The organism is Lysinibacillus xylanilyticus (assembly GCF_001708185.1).
In the GTDB taxonomy this organism is placed as follows: domain Bacteria; phylum Bacillota; class Bacilli; order Bacillales_A; family Planococcaceae; genus Lysinibacillus; species Lysinibacillus xylanilyticus_A.
In genome coordinates, this window is sequence record NZ_MDDN01000012.1 from 105,514 (window position 1) to 121,111 (window position 15,598).

General features: G+C 37.5%; 15 protein-coding genes, 16 tRNA genes, 1 rRNA gene and 1 pseudogene. 5 read left to right on the forward strand and 28 right to left on the reverse strand.

What is annotated here, in order from left to right:
• The first annotated feature begins 28 nt into the window (after positions 1 to 28).
• Together BFJ97_RS18045 and BFJ97_RS18050 are read left to right on the forward strand one after the other, a co-directional pair.
• Entirely contained in the window at positions 29 to 718 is a 690-nt protein-coding gene (locus BFJ97_RS18045) for a B3/B4 domain-containing protein (protein ID WP_068986054.1), read from the forward strand.
• Between the two features lie 14 nt (positions 719 to 732).
• Positions 733 to 1,242, forward strand: a complete 510-nt coding sequence (locus BFJ97_RS18050) for a hypothetical protein (protein WP_068986055.1) — start codon at positions 733 to 735, stop codon at positions 1,240 to 1,242.
• Between the two features lie 101 nt (positions 1,243 to 1,343).
• On the opposite strand, the gene BFJ97_RS18055 is transcribed toward BFJ97_RS18050, so the two are convergent.
• Together BFJ97_RS18055 and BFJ97_RS18060 are read right to left on the reverse strand one after the other, a co-directional pair.
• Positions 1,344 to 1,976 carry a hypothetical protein gene (locus BFJ97_RS18055; RefSeq protein ID WP_068986056.1) on the reverse strand — a complete coding sequence of 211 codons (633 nt, stop codon included), beginning with the start codon at positions 1,974 to 1,976 and terminating at the stop codon, positions 1,344 to 1,346.
• A 421-nt stretch (positions 1,977 to 2,397) separates the two neighbouring features.
• Positions 2,398 to 2,736, reverse strand: a complete 339-nt coding sequence (locus tag BFJ97_RS18060) for a hypothetical protein (protein ID WP_068986057.1) — start codon at positions 2,734 to 2,736, stop codon at positions 2,398 to 2,400.
• Positions 2,737 to 3,409: 673 nt separating this feature from the next.
• Between BFJ97_RS18060 and BFJ97_RS18065 the strand changes: the two are divergent.
• A pseudogene (locus BFJ97_RS18065) lies at positions 3,410 to 4,997 on the forward strand (catalase).
• A 48-nt stretch (positions 4,998 to 5,045) separates the two neighbouring features.
• Here the strand turns inward: BFJ97_RS18065 and BFJ97_RS18070 are convergent.
• The 3 genes from BFJ97_RS18070 to nagB form a co-directional block, all read right to left on the reverse strand.
• The gene (locus BFJ97_RS18070) at positions 5,046 to 5,948 is read right to left on the reverse strand and encodes a S66 peptidase family protein (RefSeq protein WP_068986058.1); all 903 of its coding nucleotides are present in this window, start codon (positions 5,946 to 5,948) and stop codon (positions 5,046 to 5,048) included.
• Between the two features lie 24 nt (positions 5,949 to 5,972).
• Positions 5,973 to 6,362 (reverse strand): DUF3659 domain-containing protein, encoded by a 390-nt coding sequence (locus BFJ97_RS25850; RefSeq protein WP_068986059.1) that lies wholly within the window; start codon positions 6,360 to 6,362, stop codon positions 5,973 to 5,975.
• A 184-nt stretch (positions 6,363 to 6,546) separates the two neighbouring features.
• Positions 6,547 to 7,260, reverse strand: coding sequence for a glucosamine-6-phosphate deaminase (gene nagB / locus BFJ97_RS18080; protein ID WP_083227094.1), 714 nt, complete (start codon positions 7,258 to 7,260; stop codon positions 6,547 to 6,549).
• A gap of 200 nt (positions 7,261 to 7,460) precedes the next feature.
• Here nagB and BFJ97_RS18085 point away from each other — a divergent pair, with 200 nt between their 5' ends.
• Entirely contained in the window at positions 7,461 to 8,207 is a 747-nt protein-coding gene (locus tag BFJ97_RS18085; protein ID WP_068986061.1) for an arylamine N-acetyltransferase family protein, read from the forward strand.
• A gap of 63 nt (positions 8,208 to 8,270) precedes the next feature.
• Here the strand turns inward: BFJ97_RS18085 and BFJ97_RS18090 are convergent, their stop codons facing one another.
• The 6 genes from BFJ97_RS18090 to BFJ97_RS18115 form a co-directional block, all read right to left on the reverse strand.
• A complete protein-coding gene (locus BFJ97_RS18090) occupies positions 8,271 to 8,504 on the reverse strand; it encodes a hypothetical protein (RefSeq protein WP_068986062.1) in 234 nt (77 codons plus the stop codon).
• A 467-nt stretch (positions 8,505 to 8,971) separates the two neighbouring features.
• A complete protein-coding gene (locus BFJ97_RS18095; RefSeq protein WP_068986063.1) occupies positions 8,972 to 9,253 on the reverse strand; it encodes a hypothetical protein in 282 nt (93 codons plus the stop codon).
• Between the two features lie 177 nt (positions 9,254 to 9,430).
• Positions 9,431 to 10,117, reverse strand: coding sequence for an ABC transporter ATP-binding protein (locus BFJ97_RS18100; RefSeq protein WP_068986064.1), 687 nt, complete (start codon positions 10,115 to 10,117; stop codon positions 9,431 to 9,433).
• A gap of 1 nt (position 10,118) precedes the next feature.
• Positions 10,119 to 11,153, reverse strand: a complete 1,035-nt coding sequence (locus tag BFJ97_RS18105) for an ABC transporter permease (RefSeq protein WP_068986065.1) — start codon at positions 11,151 to 11,153, stop codon at positions 10,119 to 10,121.
• A gap of 574 nt (positions 11,154 to 11,727) precedes the next feature.
• A complete protein-coding gene (thpR, locus tag BFJ97_RS18110; RefSeq protein WP_068986066.1) occupies positions 11,728 to 12,288 on the reverse strand; it encodes an RNA 2',3'-cyclic phosphodiesterase in 561 nt (186 codons plus the stop codon).
• Positions 12,289 to 12,570: 282 nt separating this feature from the next.
• A complete protein-coding gene (locus tag BFJ97_RS18115; protein ID WP_068986067.1) occupies positions 12,571 to 13,014 on the reverse strand; it encodes a hypothetical protein in 444 nt (147 codons plus the stop codon).
• Positions 13,015 to 13,314: 300 nt separating this feature from the next.
• Here BFJ97_RS18115 and BFJ97_RS18120 point away from each other — a divergent pair, with 300 nt between their 5' ends.
• On the forward strand, positions 13,315 to 13,551 hold the full coding sequence (locus tag BFJ97_RS18120) for a hypothetical protein (protein ID WP_068986068.1): 237 nt from the start codon (positions 13,315 to 13,317) through the stop codon (positions 13,549 to 13,551).
• A 236-nt stretch (positions 13,552 to 13,787) separates the two neighbouring features.
• Here the strand turns inward: BFJ97_RS18120 and BFJ97_RS18125 are convergent.
• From BFJ97_RS18125 to rrf, 17 genes are all read right to left on the reverse strand, one after another.
• A tRNA-Leu gene (locus BFJ97_RS18125) sits at positions 13,788 to 13,868 on the reverse strand.
• A 50-nt stretch (positions 13,869 to 13,918) separates the two neighbouring features.
• Positions 13,919 to 13,992 (reverse strand) — tRNA-Cys (locus BFJ97_RS18130).
• 8 nt (positions 13,993 to 14,000) lie between these two features.
• Positions 14,001 to 14,075 (reverse strand) — tRNA-Gly (locus BFJ97_RS18135).
• Between the two features lie 6 nt (positions 14,076 to 14,081).
• Positions 14,082 to 14,156, reverse strand: a tRNA-Gln gene (locus tag BFJ97_RS18140).
• 4 nt (positions 14,157 to 14,160) lie between these two features.
• Positions 14,161 to 14,236 (reverse strand) — tRNA-His (locus BFJ97_RS18145).
• 35 nt (positions 14,237 to 14,271) lie between these two features.
• Positions 14,272 to 14,347 (reverse strand) — tRNA-His (locus tag BFJ97_RS18150).
• 12 nt (positions 14,348 to 14,359) lie between these two features.
• Positions 14,360 to 14,433: transfer RNA gene (locus BFJ97_RS18155), tRNA-Trp, on the reverse strand.
• Between the two features lie 13 nt (positions 14,434 to 14,446).
• Positions 14,447 to 14,530: transfer RNA gene (locus BFJ97_RS18160), tRNA-Tyr, on the reverse strand.
• Positions 14,531 to 14,539: 9 nt separating this feature from the next.
• Positions 14,540 to 14,615: transfer RNA gene (locus BFJ97_RS18165), tRNA-Thr, on the reverse strand.
• Between the two features lie 9 nt (positions 14,616 to 14,624).
• Positions 14,625 to 14,700 (reverse strand) — tRNA-Phe (locus tag BFJ97_RS18170).
• A gap of 15 nt (positions 14,701 to 14,715) precedes the next feature.
• Positions 14,716 to 14,791, reverse strand: a tRNA-Asp gene (locus tag BFJ97_RS18175).
• 4 nt (positions 14,792 to 14,795) lie between these two features.
• Positions 14,796 to 14,870, reverse strand: a tRNA-Met gene (locus BFJ97_RS18180).
• A 25-nt stretch (positions 14,871 to 14,895) separates the two neighbouring features.
• Positions 14,896 to 14,971: transfer RNA gene (locus BFJ97_RS18185), tRNA-Val, on the reverse strand.
• 18 nt (positions 14,972 to 14,989) lie between these two features.
• Positions 14,990 to 15,064 (reverse strand) — tRNA-Glu (locus BFJ97_RS18190).
• Between the two features lie 30 nt (positions 15,065 to 15,094).
• A tRNA-Ser gene (locus BFJ97_RS18195) sits at positions 15,095 to 15,186 on the reverse strand.
• 5 nt (positions 15,187 to 15,191) lie between these two features.
• Positions 15,192 to 15,268 (reverse strand) — tRNA-Asn (locus BFJ97_RS18200).
• Positions 15,269 to 15,284: 16 nt separating this feature from the next.
• Positions 15,285 to 15,400: ribosomal RNA gene (gene rrf / locus BFJ97_RS18205) — 5S ribosomal RNA — on the reverse strand.
• Positions 15,401 to 15,598 lie beyond the last annotated feature (198 nt).

Here is a 15,598-nt window from a genome sequence, read left to right on the forward strand (position 1 = left end):
TTGAAATAAACAAAGTAGGTGATGTTTTATGGAAATTTCAATTAATCAATCTCTATTGACACAACATCCCGAGCTAAAAATCGGCATTATTCATTATACCAAAATTGTCGTTGCAGAATCGCCTCAAATGATTAAAGGCCGCATGCAATTGTATCAGGAAAATCTCTATTTAGAAATGCAAGATAATCCTGTAACACAACGTGACGGTATCGCAGAATGGCGACAATTATGGAAAAAACTTGGCGCTGATCCTAATCGTTATCGTCACTCAGCAGAAAGCTTAATGCGCAGAATTAGTAAGCAAAATTATTTAACACCGCTTCACTCTGGTGTTGATTTAAATAACTTCTTCTCCTTGCAATATGAAATTCCGGTAGGCTTATATGATACAGCTAAACTAAAAGGGAATATAGACATTGCACTTGGCAACGAGGAAACTGGCTATGAGGGCTTAAATGGGCGTTTTAATTCATTAAAAAATATCCTCTATAGCGGTGATGCTGAAGGAGCATTTGGGTCACCATTTGTCGATTCTAAACGTACGTCTGTTTCAGAAGAAACGACTGAGGCTCTACATATTTTCTACCTTCGCCCATCACTGTCAGAAGAAAATGCGGAAGAACTTCTTGCATCTGCTGGCAAAATGTTTAACCAAATTCATGGCGGCGATTATAAAATAGCCTTATTATCAAACGCAGCATCATCTACTACATTGTAAAAGGACGTGTTTTCATGATTAATCTTGCAGAAGCCGTTAAGCTAAAAAGTATTTTATCAAAAAAAGTTCAGGAGCTTGTTAGCGAATTACATCGTAGCGCTTTCGTAACTATTGAAAAAGGACAAGCACCCAAAACAAGTAATCGTGCAATGAACGTAATTGAAGCTGAATTAGCTCAAGTACGTCTCGATGTTCGTACATTGGATCGTTTAGTATATGAAGCAAATATAAAAAACTCAGTAGACTTTAAAGGCGGAAAACTAGCTTTAGTTGAAGCGATTGAGCTCGCAACTCAACTTCGTGCAGATGCCGAACTTTGCAAACATTTTAGTATGCACGAAAAAGAGAGTGTACGCATGGGTTATGGTGAAAATACAATGCTTTATGAAATTGCTATGTATGAACCAGATGAGTACCGTGAACGTGCGATTACACTTGAAAAAGATGCACATAAATTATCGAATCTTATCAATGCAAAGAATTATAGTGTTGAAATCAATTTCGATGATTCACGTTACTTCTAATCAGGTCGTAAAATACTGCAATAAAAAAGCATCCTTTTTGAACTGTACCCCAATTGTGTTTAACAATTGGGGATGTAGCTCATTTAGTGATGCTTTTTGTATTACTTTGTTAAATCATAATTAAATTCAAATTTTCCTGAATCGATATCAGTAAATAGACTAGTTACCTTATAATTAGAATCCGTATATGAATGAGTGCTTTTCTTCTGCTCAGCTAAATTAATTGATTCACTGAATTTATCTAAATCTAATCCTAGTACTTGAGTAACTAATACAGCAGAAGTTATTCCTTCCTCCCATTGATTTCCCTCTTCGCTTCTTTCTTTTGCTGGAAGTCCTTCTACAGAAACATTATAGCCAATTATTTTTTTATCCTTATTATATTTAGCAACTAATTTGTAATGGCCTTCATATTTTTTAAAATCAGCATCAAATAGGATTTGTGAGAAAATATCTTTCTCTTTATTTAGTTCACTAGTTATTGGTTCTGTAATCTTCACTAATTCTACTTCTTGAACCTGTTTAAATGCATCAACGCTAGCATTGTATTCTTTAGCAAACTTTTCAACTGTAGCTTTTGTTTCAGAATCAACTTCTTCAAATTTTACAGAAACGACTTTCTCTTCCTTTACGACCTCTTCTTTTTTTACATTTTCTTCTTTTTTCTTCTCTGTTCCTTCTCCAGAACATCCAACTAGCATAACGGCTAGTAGTAATAATAAAACTTTCTTCATTACCTTAATTCCCTCCAAATGCATATCCTTTATAATTGTACGTTATTAGATTTAACGAAACAGAATTATAGCGCGAAAATCCCTAAATTAACATTTCGTATAACCTTATTACAATTCTTACAAATTAAGGTGTTTATTACTACCATAATCATTCGTCATTTTATAAAATTAAGGGATTTATGTTGCTTATTGAACTAACTAACACTGGTATTTTTTAAAAGTCCAAATGCTATTATAATTAAATTAGCATTTATATGCTATCGAAGTAATACAAAAAAATTACTTTTACAAATAGACAAAAACCCCCCATCATTAACAGCATCTCCAATCATTAGTTAGTGTCAAACAATTGAGGTGTAGTTCATCACGAAGAGGTCTCTATAGGATTTATTCAATTAAAGCTCCTGTTTTAGTTTATAATTTAAGTTTCGCTTGGCGGAATTATTCCCCAAACAAGTAGAACAAAGAATACTAATCCAATTAAAAAGAAGATAAATGAAGCAGTAAATACTGGACCTATTGTATAAGTGAAGCGTTCTCTTTTCTGAATAATACCTGTTCTCCCACTAACTTGTGAAGCAAATAACCTAGACATTGCTCCACCACTACTTGAAAAGTAAAACGTTCCTCCAGCAAAAGCCATACCAGTAAAAAACATTACTTCGATGAATCTTACAGAGAAAAATGAGGCAATAAAATACGTAATAATAACTTCTAGAATAAATGTCACTATCATCACAGTTATATTTTTCCTACTCATATAATCCCTCCTACTCTTCAGATTTAATGTTCCTTACTATGTATACGATCGAGTTGAATCAAAGTTCCATCTTTTACTAAATTAGCCAGTTCTTTTTTGAAATTTCCAGCAAATATTTTGCTAGTCGTTTAAATTCAAGATTTGCTTTTGCTGAAATTTTAAGGTGGGAGTCTTGTACTTGACGCTTTGCTTTCGGTACAGATAAATTATTGCCCGTTAATACGGGGTAAATGAAGGCTTTTCATATCACTTGAAACTGTATACAATAGATTTATGGGGTCGATGAGACTTCATATTGAATTGGATGTGCTGTTTTCAAAACTAGCTTTTGGTGCTAACTTAACTAAACCAATGACAAGTTACCTGTTACTGTATGACCAATGACTAATAACCAACTATAAGCAATGGCCATACTCAAACAACTTACAATTATTTGAAAACGCCATCCAAATAGCTCTCTTACATCTTGTGTGTAGGAGAGCTTTTTAAAAGGTGCGGTAGAAAGACTAAATTTAAAATAAAATCAATTTATTAGACCATTGTTTATGGTATGAAAACCCCTAATAAAAGCATTCTTTAACTCTCTTCCACCTCATGTGAAGGAGAGTTTTTTCATGTCTATTTGTTCACTAACATGTACACAATGGATATATGTAAAGAAAGGGGTTAAACAATGACAAAACAACATGATTCAACAAACGAGCATGACATGACTTTGACAAATCGACAAGGGCACCCTATTACTAACAATCAGAATATACGAACTGTCAGTAATCGTGGACCTGCAACACTTGAAAACTATGATTTTATAGAGAAAATAAGTCACTTTGACCGTGAAAGAGTTCCTGAGCGTGTTGTACATGCCCGAGGTGCAGGGGGCACATGGCTACTTTGAGACATACGGTGTTGTTGGGGATGAGCCTATTTCTAAGTATACAAGAGCAAAAGTATTTCAGGATAAGGGGAAGCAGACGCCAGTTTTTGTGCGCTTCTCAACAGTTATTCACGGCGGCCATTCACCGGAAACATTACGTGATCCACGAGGCTTTGCTGTAAAGTTCTATACTGAGGATGGTAACTGGGATTTAGTCGGCAATAATTTAAAAACCTTCTTTATCCGTGATGCCATGAAATTCCCTGATATGATTCACGCTTTTAAGCCTGATCCCATTACAAATATTCAAGACGTCGAACGTTTTTTTGATTTCTGTGCAAGCTCTCCAGAAACCTTCCATATGGTGACATTCGTTTATTCGCCTTGGGGTATTCCAGCTAACTATCGAATGATGCAAGGTTCTGGTGTTAATACGTATAAATGGGTTAATAGTGAAGGTAAAGCGGTATTAGTAAAATACCATTGGGAGCCACTACAGGGCATTAAAAACTTAACACAAAAAGAAGCGGAAGAAATCCAAAAGAAAAACTTCAATCATGCCACACAGGATTTATACGACGCGATTAAAAACGGTGATTATCCTGAATGGGAATTAAACGTACAAATTATGGAGGATGGGCCACATCCCGAGCTCGATTTTGATCCACTAGATGATACGAAGCTTTGGCCTAATGATCAATTCCCATGGTATCCAGTTGGTAAGATGGTGTTAAATAAAAATCCAGAAGATTATTTTGCTGAGGTTGAACAGGCTGCTTTCGGTACAGGTGTGCTTGTGGACGGATTGGATTTCTCGGATGATAAAATGTTACAGGGTCGTACCTTCTCTTACTCTGATACACAGCGTCATCGTGTAGGTGCGAACTATTTACAGCTTCCTATCAATGCTCCTAAAAAACGAGTAGCAACCAATCAAAACGGTGGTCAAATGATGTACAAGCGTGATTTGGCTCCAGGGCAAAATCCTCATATTAACTATGAGCCGTCGATGTTAAATGGTTTAAAGGAAGCTACTCAAACAGCTAAGGAATATACACCACTAGTGGAAGGCAATCTCGTTCGGGAATCCATTGATCGTCAAAGTAATACGAAGCAAGCTGGAGAAACATATCGCAATTTTGAACAGTGGGAGCGAGATGAGTTGCTTGAAAATTTAATTCGTGATTTATCAGTTTGTAATATAGCCATCCAAGAAGCAATGATTGCATTAGCGGAAGAAGCAGATGAAGAATACGGTCGTTTGTTAAAAGAAGGAGTACAAAAAGCCCGAAATGATTCATCTTCATCTAAGCCGCTTGGTAATATTGATGGTGATGAAGCCCCTAAAGAAGCTATAGATAAAGGCCATGGCGCAGAGCCGTATTAATATTCAAAATAAAACGCTCAGCACAATATTACGTGCTGAGCGCTTCTTTTAATGCACACCCGGCAGAATCTTCAGTACCTTTTCCTGTGCATCTAAAATTGCATCTACGCCTAATGGAATTGCAATATTCGTTGAATCATGGCCAATTTTAAAGCCAGCTACAACCGGAACTCCTAAATCCGTAAAATAATCCTTCATTAAAGCAAGTAATGCCGCTTCATCCGCTCCTGTTTGCGTAAAGGAACCAATAACAACACCGGCTAACTGCTCAAGCTTTCTCGCCTGCTTTAATTGCTGCAGCATCGCATCGATAGTTGGAATAGTTTCTCCAAGCTCCTCAATCAATAAAATTCGACCTTCCGTACTAACTTCAAATTTTGTACCTAATGTGTTAAGGAGGCGACGTAAATTTCCACCAATAATCTCACCGCGAGCTACACCAGGTACAATCGTTGTTAATGGGGAAATATCCTCCGTATACTGTAATTCCATTGGAGAAAATAGCTGTAAAAACATTTTCTTTGATAAATCATCTATTCTTCCCACAGACATAAGTAACGGTCCATGAAACGTCACTAAATTAGCATATTCGTTAATCGCGCAATGTAAATATGTAAGATCAGAAAAGCCCCAGAAGACTTTTGGATTTTCCTCAAGTAGTCCGTAGTCAATCTTTTCCGCAATGCGTGCAGAGCCATAGCCCCCCTTAACACAAAAAATTGCCTTCACCTCTGGATTTCTCACCATTTCATGAAAATCAGCTAGACGTTCTTCGTCGCTACCTGCTAGATAATCATGCTTTGCCTGAATGGTATCCCCAATTATATAGTTTAGCCCTAATTCTTCAAGAAAGGCTATAGCATCTCCTAGCTTTTCAGGCTGTGCTGGACTAGATAAAGCCACAAGACCTACTGTGTCGCCCCTTTGTAAATGTGGTACGGTGCTTTTCACCTTAACCCCTCCTATAAGTTTTTCTTATTCTAGCATATAGAAACTATTGTAGCATTGATTAATGGCGAAGCTAATATCTATGACAGCTAAATTCCTGGGTGAATGCTCCTTCTTTGGCGGGCTATTCACAACTTTAGCTGCTCTATCCATGATTTTGCCTGTCCTATCCACGACTTTGCCTGCCCTATCCACGATTTTGCCTGTCCTATCCACGACTTTGCCTGTCCTATCCACGACTTTGCCTGTCCTATCCACGACTTTGCCTGTCCTATCCACGACTTTGCCTGTCCTATCCACGACTTTGCCTGCCCTATCCATGATTTTGCCTGTTCTATCCACGATTTTGCCTGTCCTATCCACAACTTTGACTGTCCTATCCGTCGCTTTGAGGATTCCTTCCGTCGCTTTGGCCATTCTATCCGTCACTTCGCTGGTCCTATCCGTCGCTCCGATACTTCTATCCGTCGCCCTGACTTCAATCCATCACTAGAGCTCTTCTACTAGACGCTTTCGCCCCCTATCCGTCACTCTATCCGCCTCTTCAAATACAAAATAAATAAGCGTAGACTTTAAATAATATAAAGTCTACGCTTATTTTTTATTTTGTTCCGCCGTATATAACTGTTACATTTGGATGGTTTAATAATTGACTTGCTGGGAAATCTTCCGTCACAATACCACTTTTTAATTTTTCGATAGCTTCTAGTTTCTTCTCACCAAATGCAATCAACACGATTTCTTTCGCATTCATAATAGAGTGAATGCCCATTGTAATAGCATGTGTTGGTACATCTTTAAAGTCATCAAAATAAATTGCATTTTCAGTGCGTGTAGATTCAGTTAGCTCTACAATATTAGTTAGTGAATCAAAAGGTGTGCCCGGTTCATTAAAGCCAATATGTCCGTTTACGCCAATACCCAGAAGCTGTAAATCAATTCCTCCCGCTTCCTTGATGCGAGCATCGTATGCTACACACTCAGTATCTAACTCCTCAGCCTTACCATTTGGTAAATGTATATTTTCTTCCTTAATATCCACATGATTGAATAAATTCTCATGCATGAATGTCCAATAGCTTGCTGGACTTGATTGATCGAGACCAACATATTCGTCTAAGTTAAAAGTAATAACGTCGCTAAAAGATATAGTTCCAGCTTGTTGGCGTTTCACTAATTCCTTATACATCCCAACAGGAGAACCACCCGTTGCTAATCCTAAAATACTTGCCGACTTCACTTGTAATTGCTTAGTGAAAATATCCGCTGCTACTTCGCTCATTTCATCGTAAGAATTTACTTCTATCCATGTCATTTTAGTTGTCATAGTCATATATATACCTACCTTGTAATCTTTATTATTAACTAAATTGGTAAATAGTTCACTAAATAGTAGCTAACACTTTAATTTTACTAGTTATCCACCTATTTTTCTATTATTTTCTTTTTGAATATTATACGTGTATTCCCAAGCCATTTCGGTTATGTTATTTAATAAGGAAGTGAGGCGATTTAATGAATTCACAAATACAGCAATATTTGAAACACCTTCTTTTTCAAGGACCTTTAACTGAGCCGTCTATTAAACTACTTGGTCAATTACAAACAAGACATTTATACACCATCCCGTATGAAAACTTGGATGTTGCCTTGAAACAAGACATCTCCTTCTCAATTCCTGATATTTTTCAAAAAATAATTGTTCACAAACGTGGAGGCAATTGCTTTGAGCTAAATATTTTATTTAGCTGGCTACTTCGTGAACTCGGATTTTCTGTGACCAATCGCTACGCACAGTTTTGGCGCAACATTGAAGCAGATACTCCTACCAAAGATGTCCCAATGCATCAGCTCTTGCTTGTTAATTTTGCTGACCAATCCTATATTTCCGATGTTGGTGTAGGTGCATTAGCTCCTTGTAAGCCAGTTCCACTCATTGCTGGGCATTTCCACCGTGAAGGCAATGAACTTTATAAAATTGAACGAGATGATGCGAACGGCTGGATGCTGTACGAACAAACACAACACAATTGGCGTTTACTCTATAGTTTTTTTGATGAGGCTAACGATGCAAAGTTTGCTCCAAGACTTTCTAAACAACAAAATAAAATCGCTATGATTCGTACCCCTCGTGGTCGACATACAATGCTTAACGGCGAATTCCGAATATACGAGGGACACTCCCTAACAACCTATACAACACATAACGAAAAGGAATGGCTACAAGCACTTCAGCGTTTTTTTCATATTTCGTTAGATTAGATACTTCATGACAAAAAGCAAGCCTCCTCGTTACAGGAGACTTGCTTTTCCTATGGCTAACATTTAATTGGCTGTACGATCAACCAGTTCAAAGATAACAACATCGTTGTAAAGCTCCTTAACTAGACCGATACCATCTACAAAGTAATATGTCCATACTCCATCACTGTAAACGGACGTTTCTGCTAAAACAATAACATTATTATAATTAACACCACCTGCTTGGACAGTGCCATCTGTTGCTTTAACAGTATTTTGGACTCCTGAAATTACCCCGCCTTTTATTAATGTAAGCACCGACTGTTTTTGAAACTCCTCGACGGCGAGGCTGGAGCCATCTCCTATATGTAAAAATCACTATTGCAGGCATATACAAAAATAAGCCTTATTTTGTTCAATGCCAATACGTAAAACAATGGATGTTATCTCCTTCTTTACATAGGGCATTAATGAGAATGGACTGTAAAGTAAGCCGAAAAGCTCGATTAACATAACATTTCAGAAAGGCCGTCTTCCTAAGTGGTAAAAAACCGCTATGCATTCTACCCGATCAGGGCAATATATGTGTTTTGTGCGAAAGCGAAGCGTCAGCAACAAGGGTTTTTATGTGCGAAAGCGAAGCGTCAGCCAACAAGGCGTGTTGCTCCTTCCTTCATTTTTCATATACACTTCCTCGTAAATACAATTCGCAGGAGTCTCGCGGCTTTTTACCTTTATATAAAAGATAACTAAAACACAAAATTAATTAACTCCTTAAGTGACAGTTAGCGATCTTCTTCATGCTTCTTATAAATTCCTAAGAGTAATATAATAAGCCCTATGACAAAAATCATTGGGAATAAAAGCATCATAATCGATGTTGCCCAACCATTTCTAACCGTCATTGCATACGTTACGCCAATTAAAAAAGATAAAGATGGGGCAAATGCAATCATCGTGATGGTACCCCAAATAATATATTTGCCTTTCTCCGTCTTTTCTTCGCTTAATTGGAATGCCGCTATTAATCCTACTAATACAATTATTAATGCAATGACAAACGCCATAAAATCACATCCCCTTTTCTTCTACAATATGCTGTATTCGTTAAATGGTTTGGTAACTTTAACACTAAGCTTCTTAAAAATATCCCTGTCATTCATCTAATGCCGTTATTTAATCAAAAAAAATACCACAACCATCATAATTATGGTTGTGGCTCTCTAAAATTTTATGTTCCCGAACTAAAGGGCATCTTGCAAAATGACACCATCGCTCATTTTAATAATACGATCCGTATATGCAAGCATCTCTTCATCATGTGTCACCATTAAAGTAGTAATGTTTAAGGTTTTAGTCAATTCTCTAATTAATAACATAACCTCTTTTGATCTTTTAGAATCCAAACTTGCCGTTGGTTCATCTGCGAACAGAACTTTCGGTTTATGAATAATTGCCCGGGCAATGGCTACACGTTGCTTTTCTCCACCTGATAATGAAGAAGGATAAGAATCTTTCCGATGGTCCATCCCTACTAATTTTAGTATTCGATCGACTTCATTTTTTTGTTCAGACTTCTTTAACTTGGATTCAGAAACATCTAGCATTAACAGTAATTGTTCCTCAACTGTAAGAAAAGGTACAAGGTGTGCGAACTGAAAGACAAATCCAAATTTACTTGCTCGTACTTTTCGAACTTCTTCAGAGCTCATTGAAGTTAAATTGTTATCTTCAAATATAACTTGCCCATCTGATGCAGGCTGAAGTCCGGCAGCTATTGTTAGAAGCGTACTTTTACCAGAGCCCGATGCACCTACCAATGCTATGATTTCTCCTTCTTTTAGAGAAAGGTTTATGCCTTTTAATATTTCTTCTTTTACTTCGCCATTAGTAAACGTTTTTCTAACCTCATCAATTGTAAATAAAGTCATATTAAGCCTCTCCTTGCTGTATCGCTTGTAATGGTTCAATTTTTCTAATTTGAAGTCCTGAAATTGTAGCCCCAATAAATCCAATAATTAGGAATACTATCGACAATTGCGTCGTTGTCGCGATTGTTAAAGTGAAAGGCATCCCTTGTGGCGCTACCATATTAAATGCTTGGCTAAAGGTTACAGACAAAATAAGTGAAATAACTGTAATGATGGCCATCTGTGTCCATATCAATTGGAATATCTTACTTGTTTTCAAACCAATAGCTTTTAAAATTCCGTATAAGCCAATTTTTTGAACGTTCATCATATAGAAGAAGATAGCAAACAGCATCCCACTAATAACTACTAAAAACCAAACAATCATATTTAAAGACATTTGTTCTGCATTATAGCTTGGAATTGTATTAAGAAACGCTTTATTTGAAAATGATTCTAATCCAGCAAATTCTTTTGAAGAATCCCCGTCTGGTACGAAAATCATCTGCATTTCATCAACACGGTAAATTTCTTTATAATCCTCTTCATTAATATAGGCAACAGGTGCATGACTATATTTCTTTTGATCGACAAATCCCTTTACTACAAACTTGCCACTAAATTGATTATTCGTTAATGTATCTCCTACTTTAATTCCTTTATCTTTCATTGAGCTGTCTAAAATGACTTCCTCATGTTTCACATTTTCAAATAAATCTGACTCAGTAGATGTAACAAAGGCAACACTTTGCTGCTTATTGTCCTTATCATTCAAAAAGCCCATTTGTAATGAAAACGCTACTGCATCTTTTTCTTTGCTCAATATTTCGTTTTGTGTACTGCTATCTATTTTTGACAGATTATAAGTTTGATCTGCATCTTCATTCATATAAAATTGTCCTTGCGGCAAATCCTTAATTAGGGCGGCATTATCTTGTGACAATCCATTCGCCAAACCAGAAATAATAAATGTTAAAAAACTAACAAGAAAAACAATTGAACCTAATATTAAAAACCTTACTTTATTTTTCTTAATTTCTTTCCATGCAAGATTCATATTGAACTCCTCCATTCCTTTTTACATCCTTATCATAAAATTCTTAAATGAACGGAAGATGAACTAATTATTAAAAATGAGATCTTTTTAACTTCTTTCAGCAAATGTTTTATGTAGCGAAAGCGAAGCGTCAGCTACAATTGTTTTATGTAACGTAAGTGAAACGGCAGTTACAAATGTTTTATGTAGGGAAAGCGAAGCGTCAGCAGAAATCCCCCACTTCTATAGTGGTGAGATAAATGCGGATTTAATCTACTTTTCATTGCGTATACAAATACTAGCTGAAAGAAGTTAAAGCTTCCGGCGGATGTCACGGAATCGGAAAAGAGTTCATAAAGGATGTTAGCCTAAAATCATCGCATCCATGCGATAACGGCTAACTCCTGCATCACGCAGGCCTAAGCACAAAGCCGATTCCAGACGTAATTATGCAGAAGCATAATTGATCAAAAAAGCTCGTAAACCGTTTCTCTTTTGGTTTACGAGCTGATCTAATATTCATCATTATTATAGTAGTAGGCTTTTTTCCTTTGTCTGTACATTATGCAACCAACCACTTTATACATTTACAAATTTACTGGTCATATAAGTGAATAACTGCCTTTTTATAATATTTCGGGGTTTCTTCTACCCTCGATTCGTACAAAATCACTTCTTTCACTGGAAATTGAGGAAGCTGAAACTCTTCTTTTAGCAATTCTTCGAATAGAAATTTACCGAATGCCTCATCCCATTTTCTCGCAACAGTTATATGTGGTGTAAAAGGCTTCATATCTAATTCAAATCCAGCTTTAATACAATCACGGTATACTATGTCTCTTACAAAACTTAATTGCTCAGATTCGAGCAGATCCCCCCATAAAATTCTTGGATATTCTCTTCTTCCAAAAGTATTGAATCCTTGAATTTTTAATTCGAACGGAGAAACATTCATCAGATTTTTCCTCGTTTCATCCACTACAGTTTGTAATTGCCCTTCATCCGCATGACCTAAAAAAGCCAATGTGATGTGATAATCTTCCCGGTGAACCCATCGTTTAAAATGAAAATCCGTTTTCATTTTTTCACATCTCGCATGAAGAACTGCTTTAATATCTGAAGGAAGTGGAACTGCAATAAAATAATGTCTGTTCATGTTCTTACCCTCTCTATGCATTGTAAATGTAACTTACATCCCTTATCTTAAAGAAATGTAGGAATTCATGTATTATCATCAACCTAAATTTTAAAAGTATACTAAAACTGGCTCATCACCATAACGTGTGATTGATTTCCGTTCCGACTGGGGCGCTTTATTGCTGTCGCTTCGCTTTCGCACAGAGCAGAGCTTCCTGGGACGTCCGATGTTCCCCAAGGAGTCGACCAGCCTCCATTCCAATCTTTAAAATTAAGCCATACTTCAGTAATTCGAATTTTTTTATTCTATATTCAAATCGAAAACAAAAGTTGATTTTCCTTCATTCCATTTTGCAATAACTTCGTAAATATAATATCCTTTTTCCGTTGGAAGGGTTATTTCGTTCTTTTGAATTTCAATATTATCAATTGTACCATCTTCATTCTCCTGATTTACAATTATTGAAGGTGGGTTTTGATCAATTTCAATTTTTATTTTATCTCCCTTTTCAACAGTTAATGTTTCAAATTCTTCTGCTAAGCCATATTTATCAGGTGAATTAAGACTTCGAATTGTAACGTCATCATCTTTCAATTCGAAGTCGCCAATCTGCATCATGTAACCTTCATCATCTACAATAACTCGCCCCACTGGGTTTCCAAAAGAATCGGAATGTGATGAAGGTATTCCGTTACAACCAGCTATAATCATCACAATGAACATTAAATAAAACAAATTTTTCATAGCCACTCCTCCTCAACATCAATCACTATATAATAAAATACCTTTTTTTACATATTTTATCATTGTTTTTATCAAAAAAATTAAATTTACCATTATTAGTATTATGTTTTAATCGATCAACTAAGGTAAGTAAGCGTCAGCGACAAAGCGGGTAGCCCGTAGCGGAAATCAGAGCTTTCAAATTAATTAGGATTAATAAAAATGGTTAATCAACACACCTAAAATATCCCTTCATAATTTAACCTGTATACCCTATATTTTTACTATTTTAAGTGATACCATAAAAGAGAGGTGGTTTAAGTGGAACAACAAGATTATTACCAAAATCTGATAAAAAGACTTTGTAAAGCTCACAATTTGTCTCCTCGAAAACCTAGATTTATTGAAGTTGAAGATGTGGTTACTATTAATGTTAAAAATCATTTGAAAGAAGGAGTAGATTTAGACTGTTTTAAAATTCTAAATCTTATTTATCAAACGGTTGGAAAACAGGACTATATAGCTTTAAACAAAAGATTAGAAAACGGAGAAGTTTGAAGGGAACTTAATGCTATCCTTTTATTTTTCCATTTAAGCATGTACATTTTGCTCACCTATGTATATTACTACTTTACTTGGATTAGCGAGCTATATCCTTTTCGGTTAACAATTCTTTATGGTGTCTTGCCGCTTATAAAAAATCCTCTCAAAAAATACATTTTGAGAGGATCTTAAATGCTATCTATAAATTTACTACAAATAAAAAAGAACCCTATCAAGGATTCTTTACTAGATACCGGTGGTCGGGGTCGAACCGACACTCCAAAGGAACACGATTTTGAGTCGTGCGCGTCTGCCAATTCCGCCACACCGGCATAATGATGGAGATAAAAAAAATCGGAAAATCCGATTATGTAATAAAATATGGAGGCGGCAACCGGATTTGAACCGGTGATAAAGGTGTTGCAGACCTGTGCCTTACCACTTGGCTATGCCGCCGTCATATTTGGAGCGGAAGACGAGGTTCGAACTCGCGACCCCCACCTTGGCAAGGTGGTGTTCTACCACTGAACTACTTCCGCAAAAAATGGCTGGGGTACTAGGATTCGAACCTAGGCATGACGGAATCAAAATCCGTTGCCTTACCGCTTGGCTATACCCCAACAATGGGGCGACTGAAGGGAATCGAACCCTCGAATGCCGGAACCACAATCCGGTGCGTTAACCACTTCGCCACAATCGCCATTGTTATATTGTATTTATTAATTTTATTGAAAATGGGGCGACTGATGGGAATCGAACCCACGAATGCCGGAACCACAATCCGGTGCGTTAACCACTTCGCCACAATCGCCATAAAATTAATTGGCAGGGGCAGTAGGAATCGAACCCACACCAAAGGTTTTGGAGACCTCTATTCTACCGTTGAACTATGCCCCTATAAAATTAAAACTGGTGGAGGGGGACGGATTCGAACCGCCGAACCCTAAGGAGCGGATTTACAGTCCGCCGCGTTTAGCCACTTCGCTACCCCTCCGGGAATACATGGTGCCGGCGATAGGAGTCGAACCCACGACCTACTGATTACAAGTCAGTTGCTCTACCAACTGAGCTACACCGGCAAAAAAATATGGTGGGTCAGGACGGAATCGAACCGCCGACACTTAGAGCTTCAATCTAATGCTCTACCAACTGAGCTACTGACCCATATTTTTAAAAAAATGGCGGTCCCGACCGGGATCGAACCGGCGATCTCCTGCGTGACAGGCAGGCATGTTAACCGCTACACCACGGGACCATTTTGGTTGCGGGGGCCGGATTTGAACCAACGACCTTCGGGTTATGAGCCCGACGAGCTACCACTGCTCCACCCCGCGATAATAAGGTGATTTATTTAAATAATGGTGGAGGATGACGGGCTCGAACCGCCGACCCTCTGCTTGTAAGGCAGATGCTCTCCCAGCTGAGCTAATCCTCCATCTGGGTATTGAATAAATGGTGACCCCTACGGGATTCGAACCCGTGTTACCGCCGTGAAAGGGCGGTGTCTTAACCACTTGACCAAGGGGCCTTCGTTTGGAATGAAAAATCCTTAAAGTGCTGGCGGAGAGTAAGGGATTTGAACCCTTGAGACAGTGTTAACCGCCTACACGATTTCCAATCGTGCTCCTTCGGCCACTCGGACAACTCTCCAAGAATGGCTCCGAAGGCAGGACTCGAACCTGCGACAACCTGATTAACAGTCAGGTGCTACTACCAACTGAGCTACTTCGGAATAATTTTAGTATATAGCCTAGCGACGTCCTACTCTCACAGGGGGAAGCCCCCAACTACCATCGGCGCTAAAGAGCTTAACTTCCGTGTTCGGTATGGGAACGGGTGTGACCTCTTTGCCATCATCACTAGACTATTTTAAAGACAAGATTTATTATAACACATTTTGTTATAATCGCAAGCTTTTTTTTAAAAAAAACTTTCTTGTTCTTTCAAAACTGGATAAACGTGCATTGAATGTTTCAAACATTATGGTTAAGTCCTCGATCGATTAGTATTCGTCAGCTCCATGTGTCACCACACTTCCACCTCGAACCTATCTACCTCATCG

Bases quoted from the DNA above. Each gene is read 5' to 3' on its own strand.
- BFJ97_RS18045 (WP_068986054.1), top strand. From the start codon at position 29: ATGGAAATTTCAATTAATCAATCTCTATTGACACAACATCCCGAGCTA.
- BFJ97_RS18050 (WP_068986055.1), top strand. From the start codon at position 733: ATGATTAATCTTGCAGAAGCCGTTAAGCTAAAAAGTATTTTATCAAAA.
- BFJ97_RS18055 (WP_068986056.1), bottom strand. From the start codon at position 1,976: ATGAAGAAAGTTTTATTATTACTACTAGCCGTTATGCTAGTTGGATGT.
- BFJ97_RS18060 (WP_068986057.1), bottom strand. From the start codon at position 2,736: ATGAGTAGGAAAAATATAACTGTGATGATAGTGACATTTATTCTAGAA.
- BFJ97_RS25850 (WP_068986059.1), bottom strand. From the start codon at position 6,362: ATGGCCAAAGCGACGGAAGGAATCCTCAAAGCGACGGATAGGACAGTC.
- nagB (WP_083227094.1), bottom strand. From the start codon at position 7,260: ATGACATGGATAGAAGTAAATTCTTACGATGAAATGAGCGAAGTAGCA.
- BFJ97_RS18085 (WP_068986061.1), top strand. From the start codon at position 7,461: ATGAATTCACAAATACAGCAATATTTGAAACACCTTCTTTTTCAAGGA.
- BFJ97_RS18095 (WP_068986063.1), bottom strand. From the start codon at position 9,253: ATGGCGTTTGTCATTGCATTAATAATTGTATTAGTAGGATTAATAGCG.
- BFJ97_RS18100 (WP_068986064.1), bottom strand. From the start codon at position 10,117: ATGACTTTATTTACAATTGATGAGGTTAGAAAAACGTTTACTAATGGC.
- BFJ97_RS18105 (WP_068986065.1), bottom strand. From the start codon at position 11,153: ATGAATCTTGCATGGAAAGAAATTAAGAAAAATAAAGTAAGGTTTTTA.
- thpR (WP_068986066.1), bottom strand. From the start codon at position 12,288: ATGAACAGACATTATTTTATTGCAGTTCCACTTCCTTCAGATATTAAA.
- BFJ97_RS18115 (WP_068986067.1), bottom strand. From the start codon at position 13,014: ATGAAAAATTTGTTTTATTTAATGTTCATTGTGATGATTATAGCTGGT.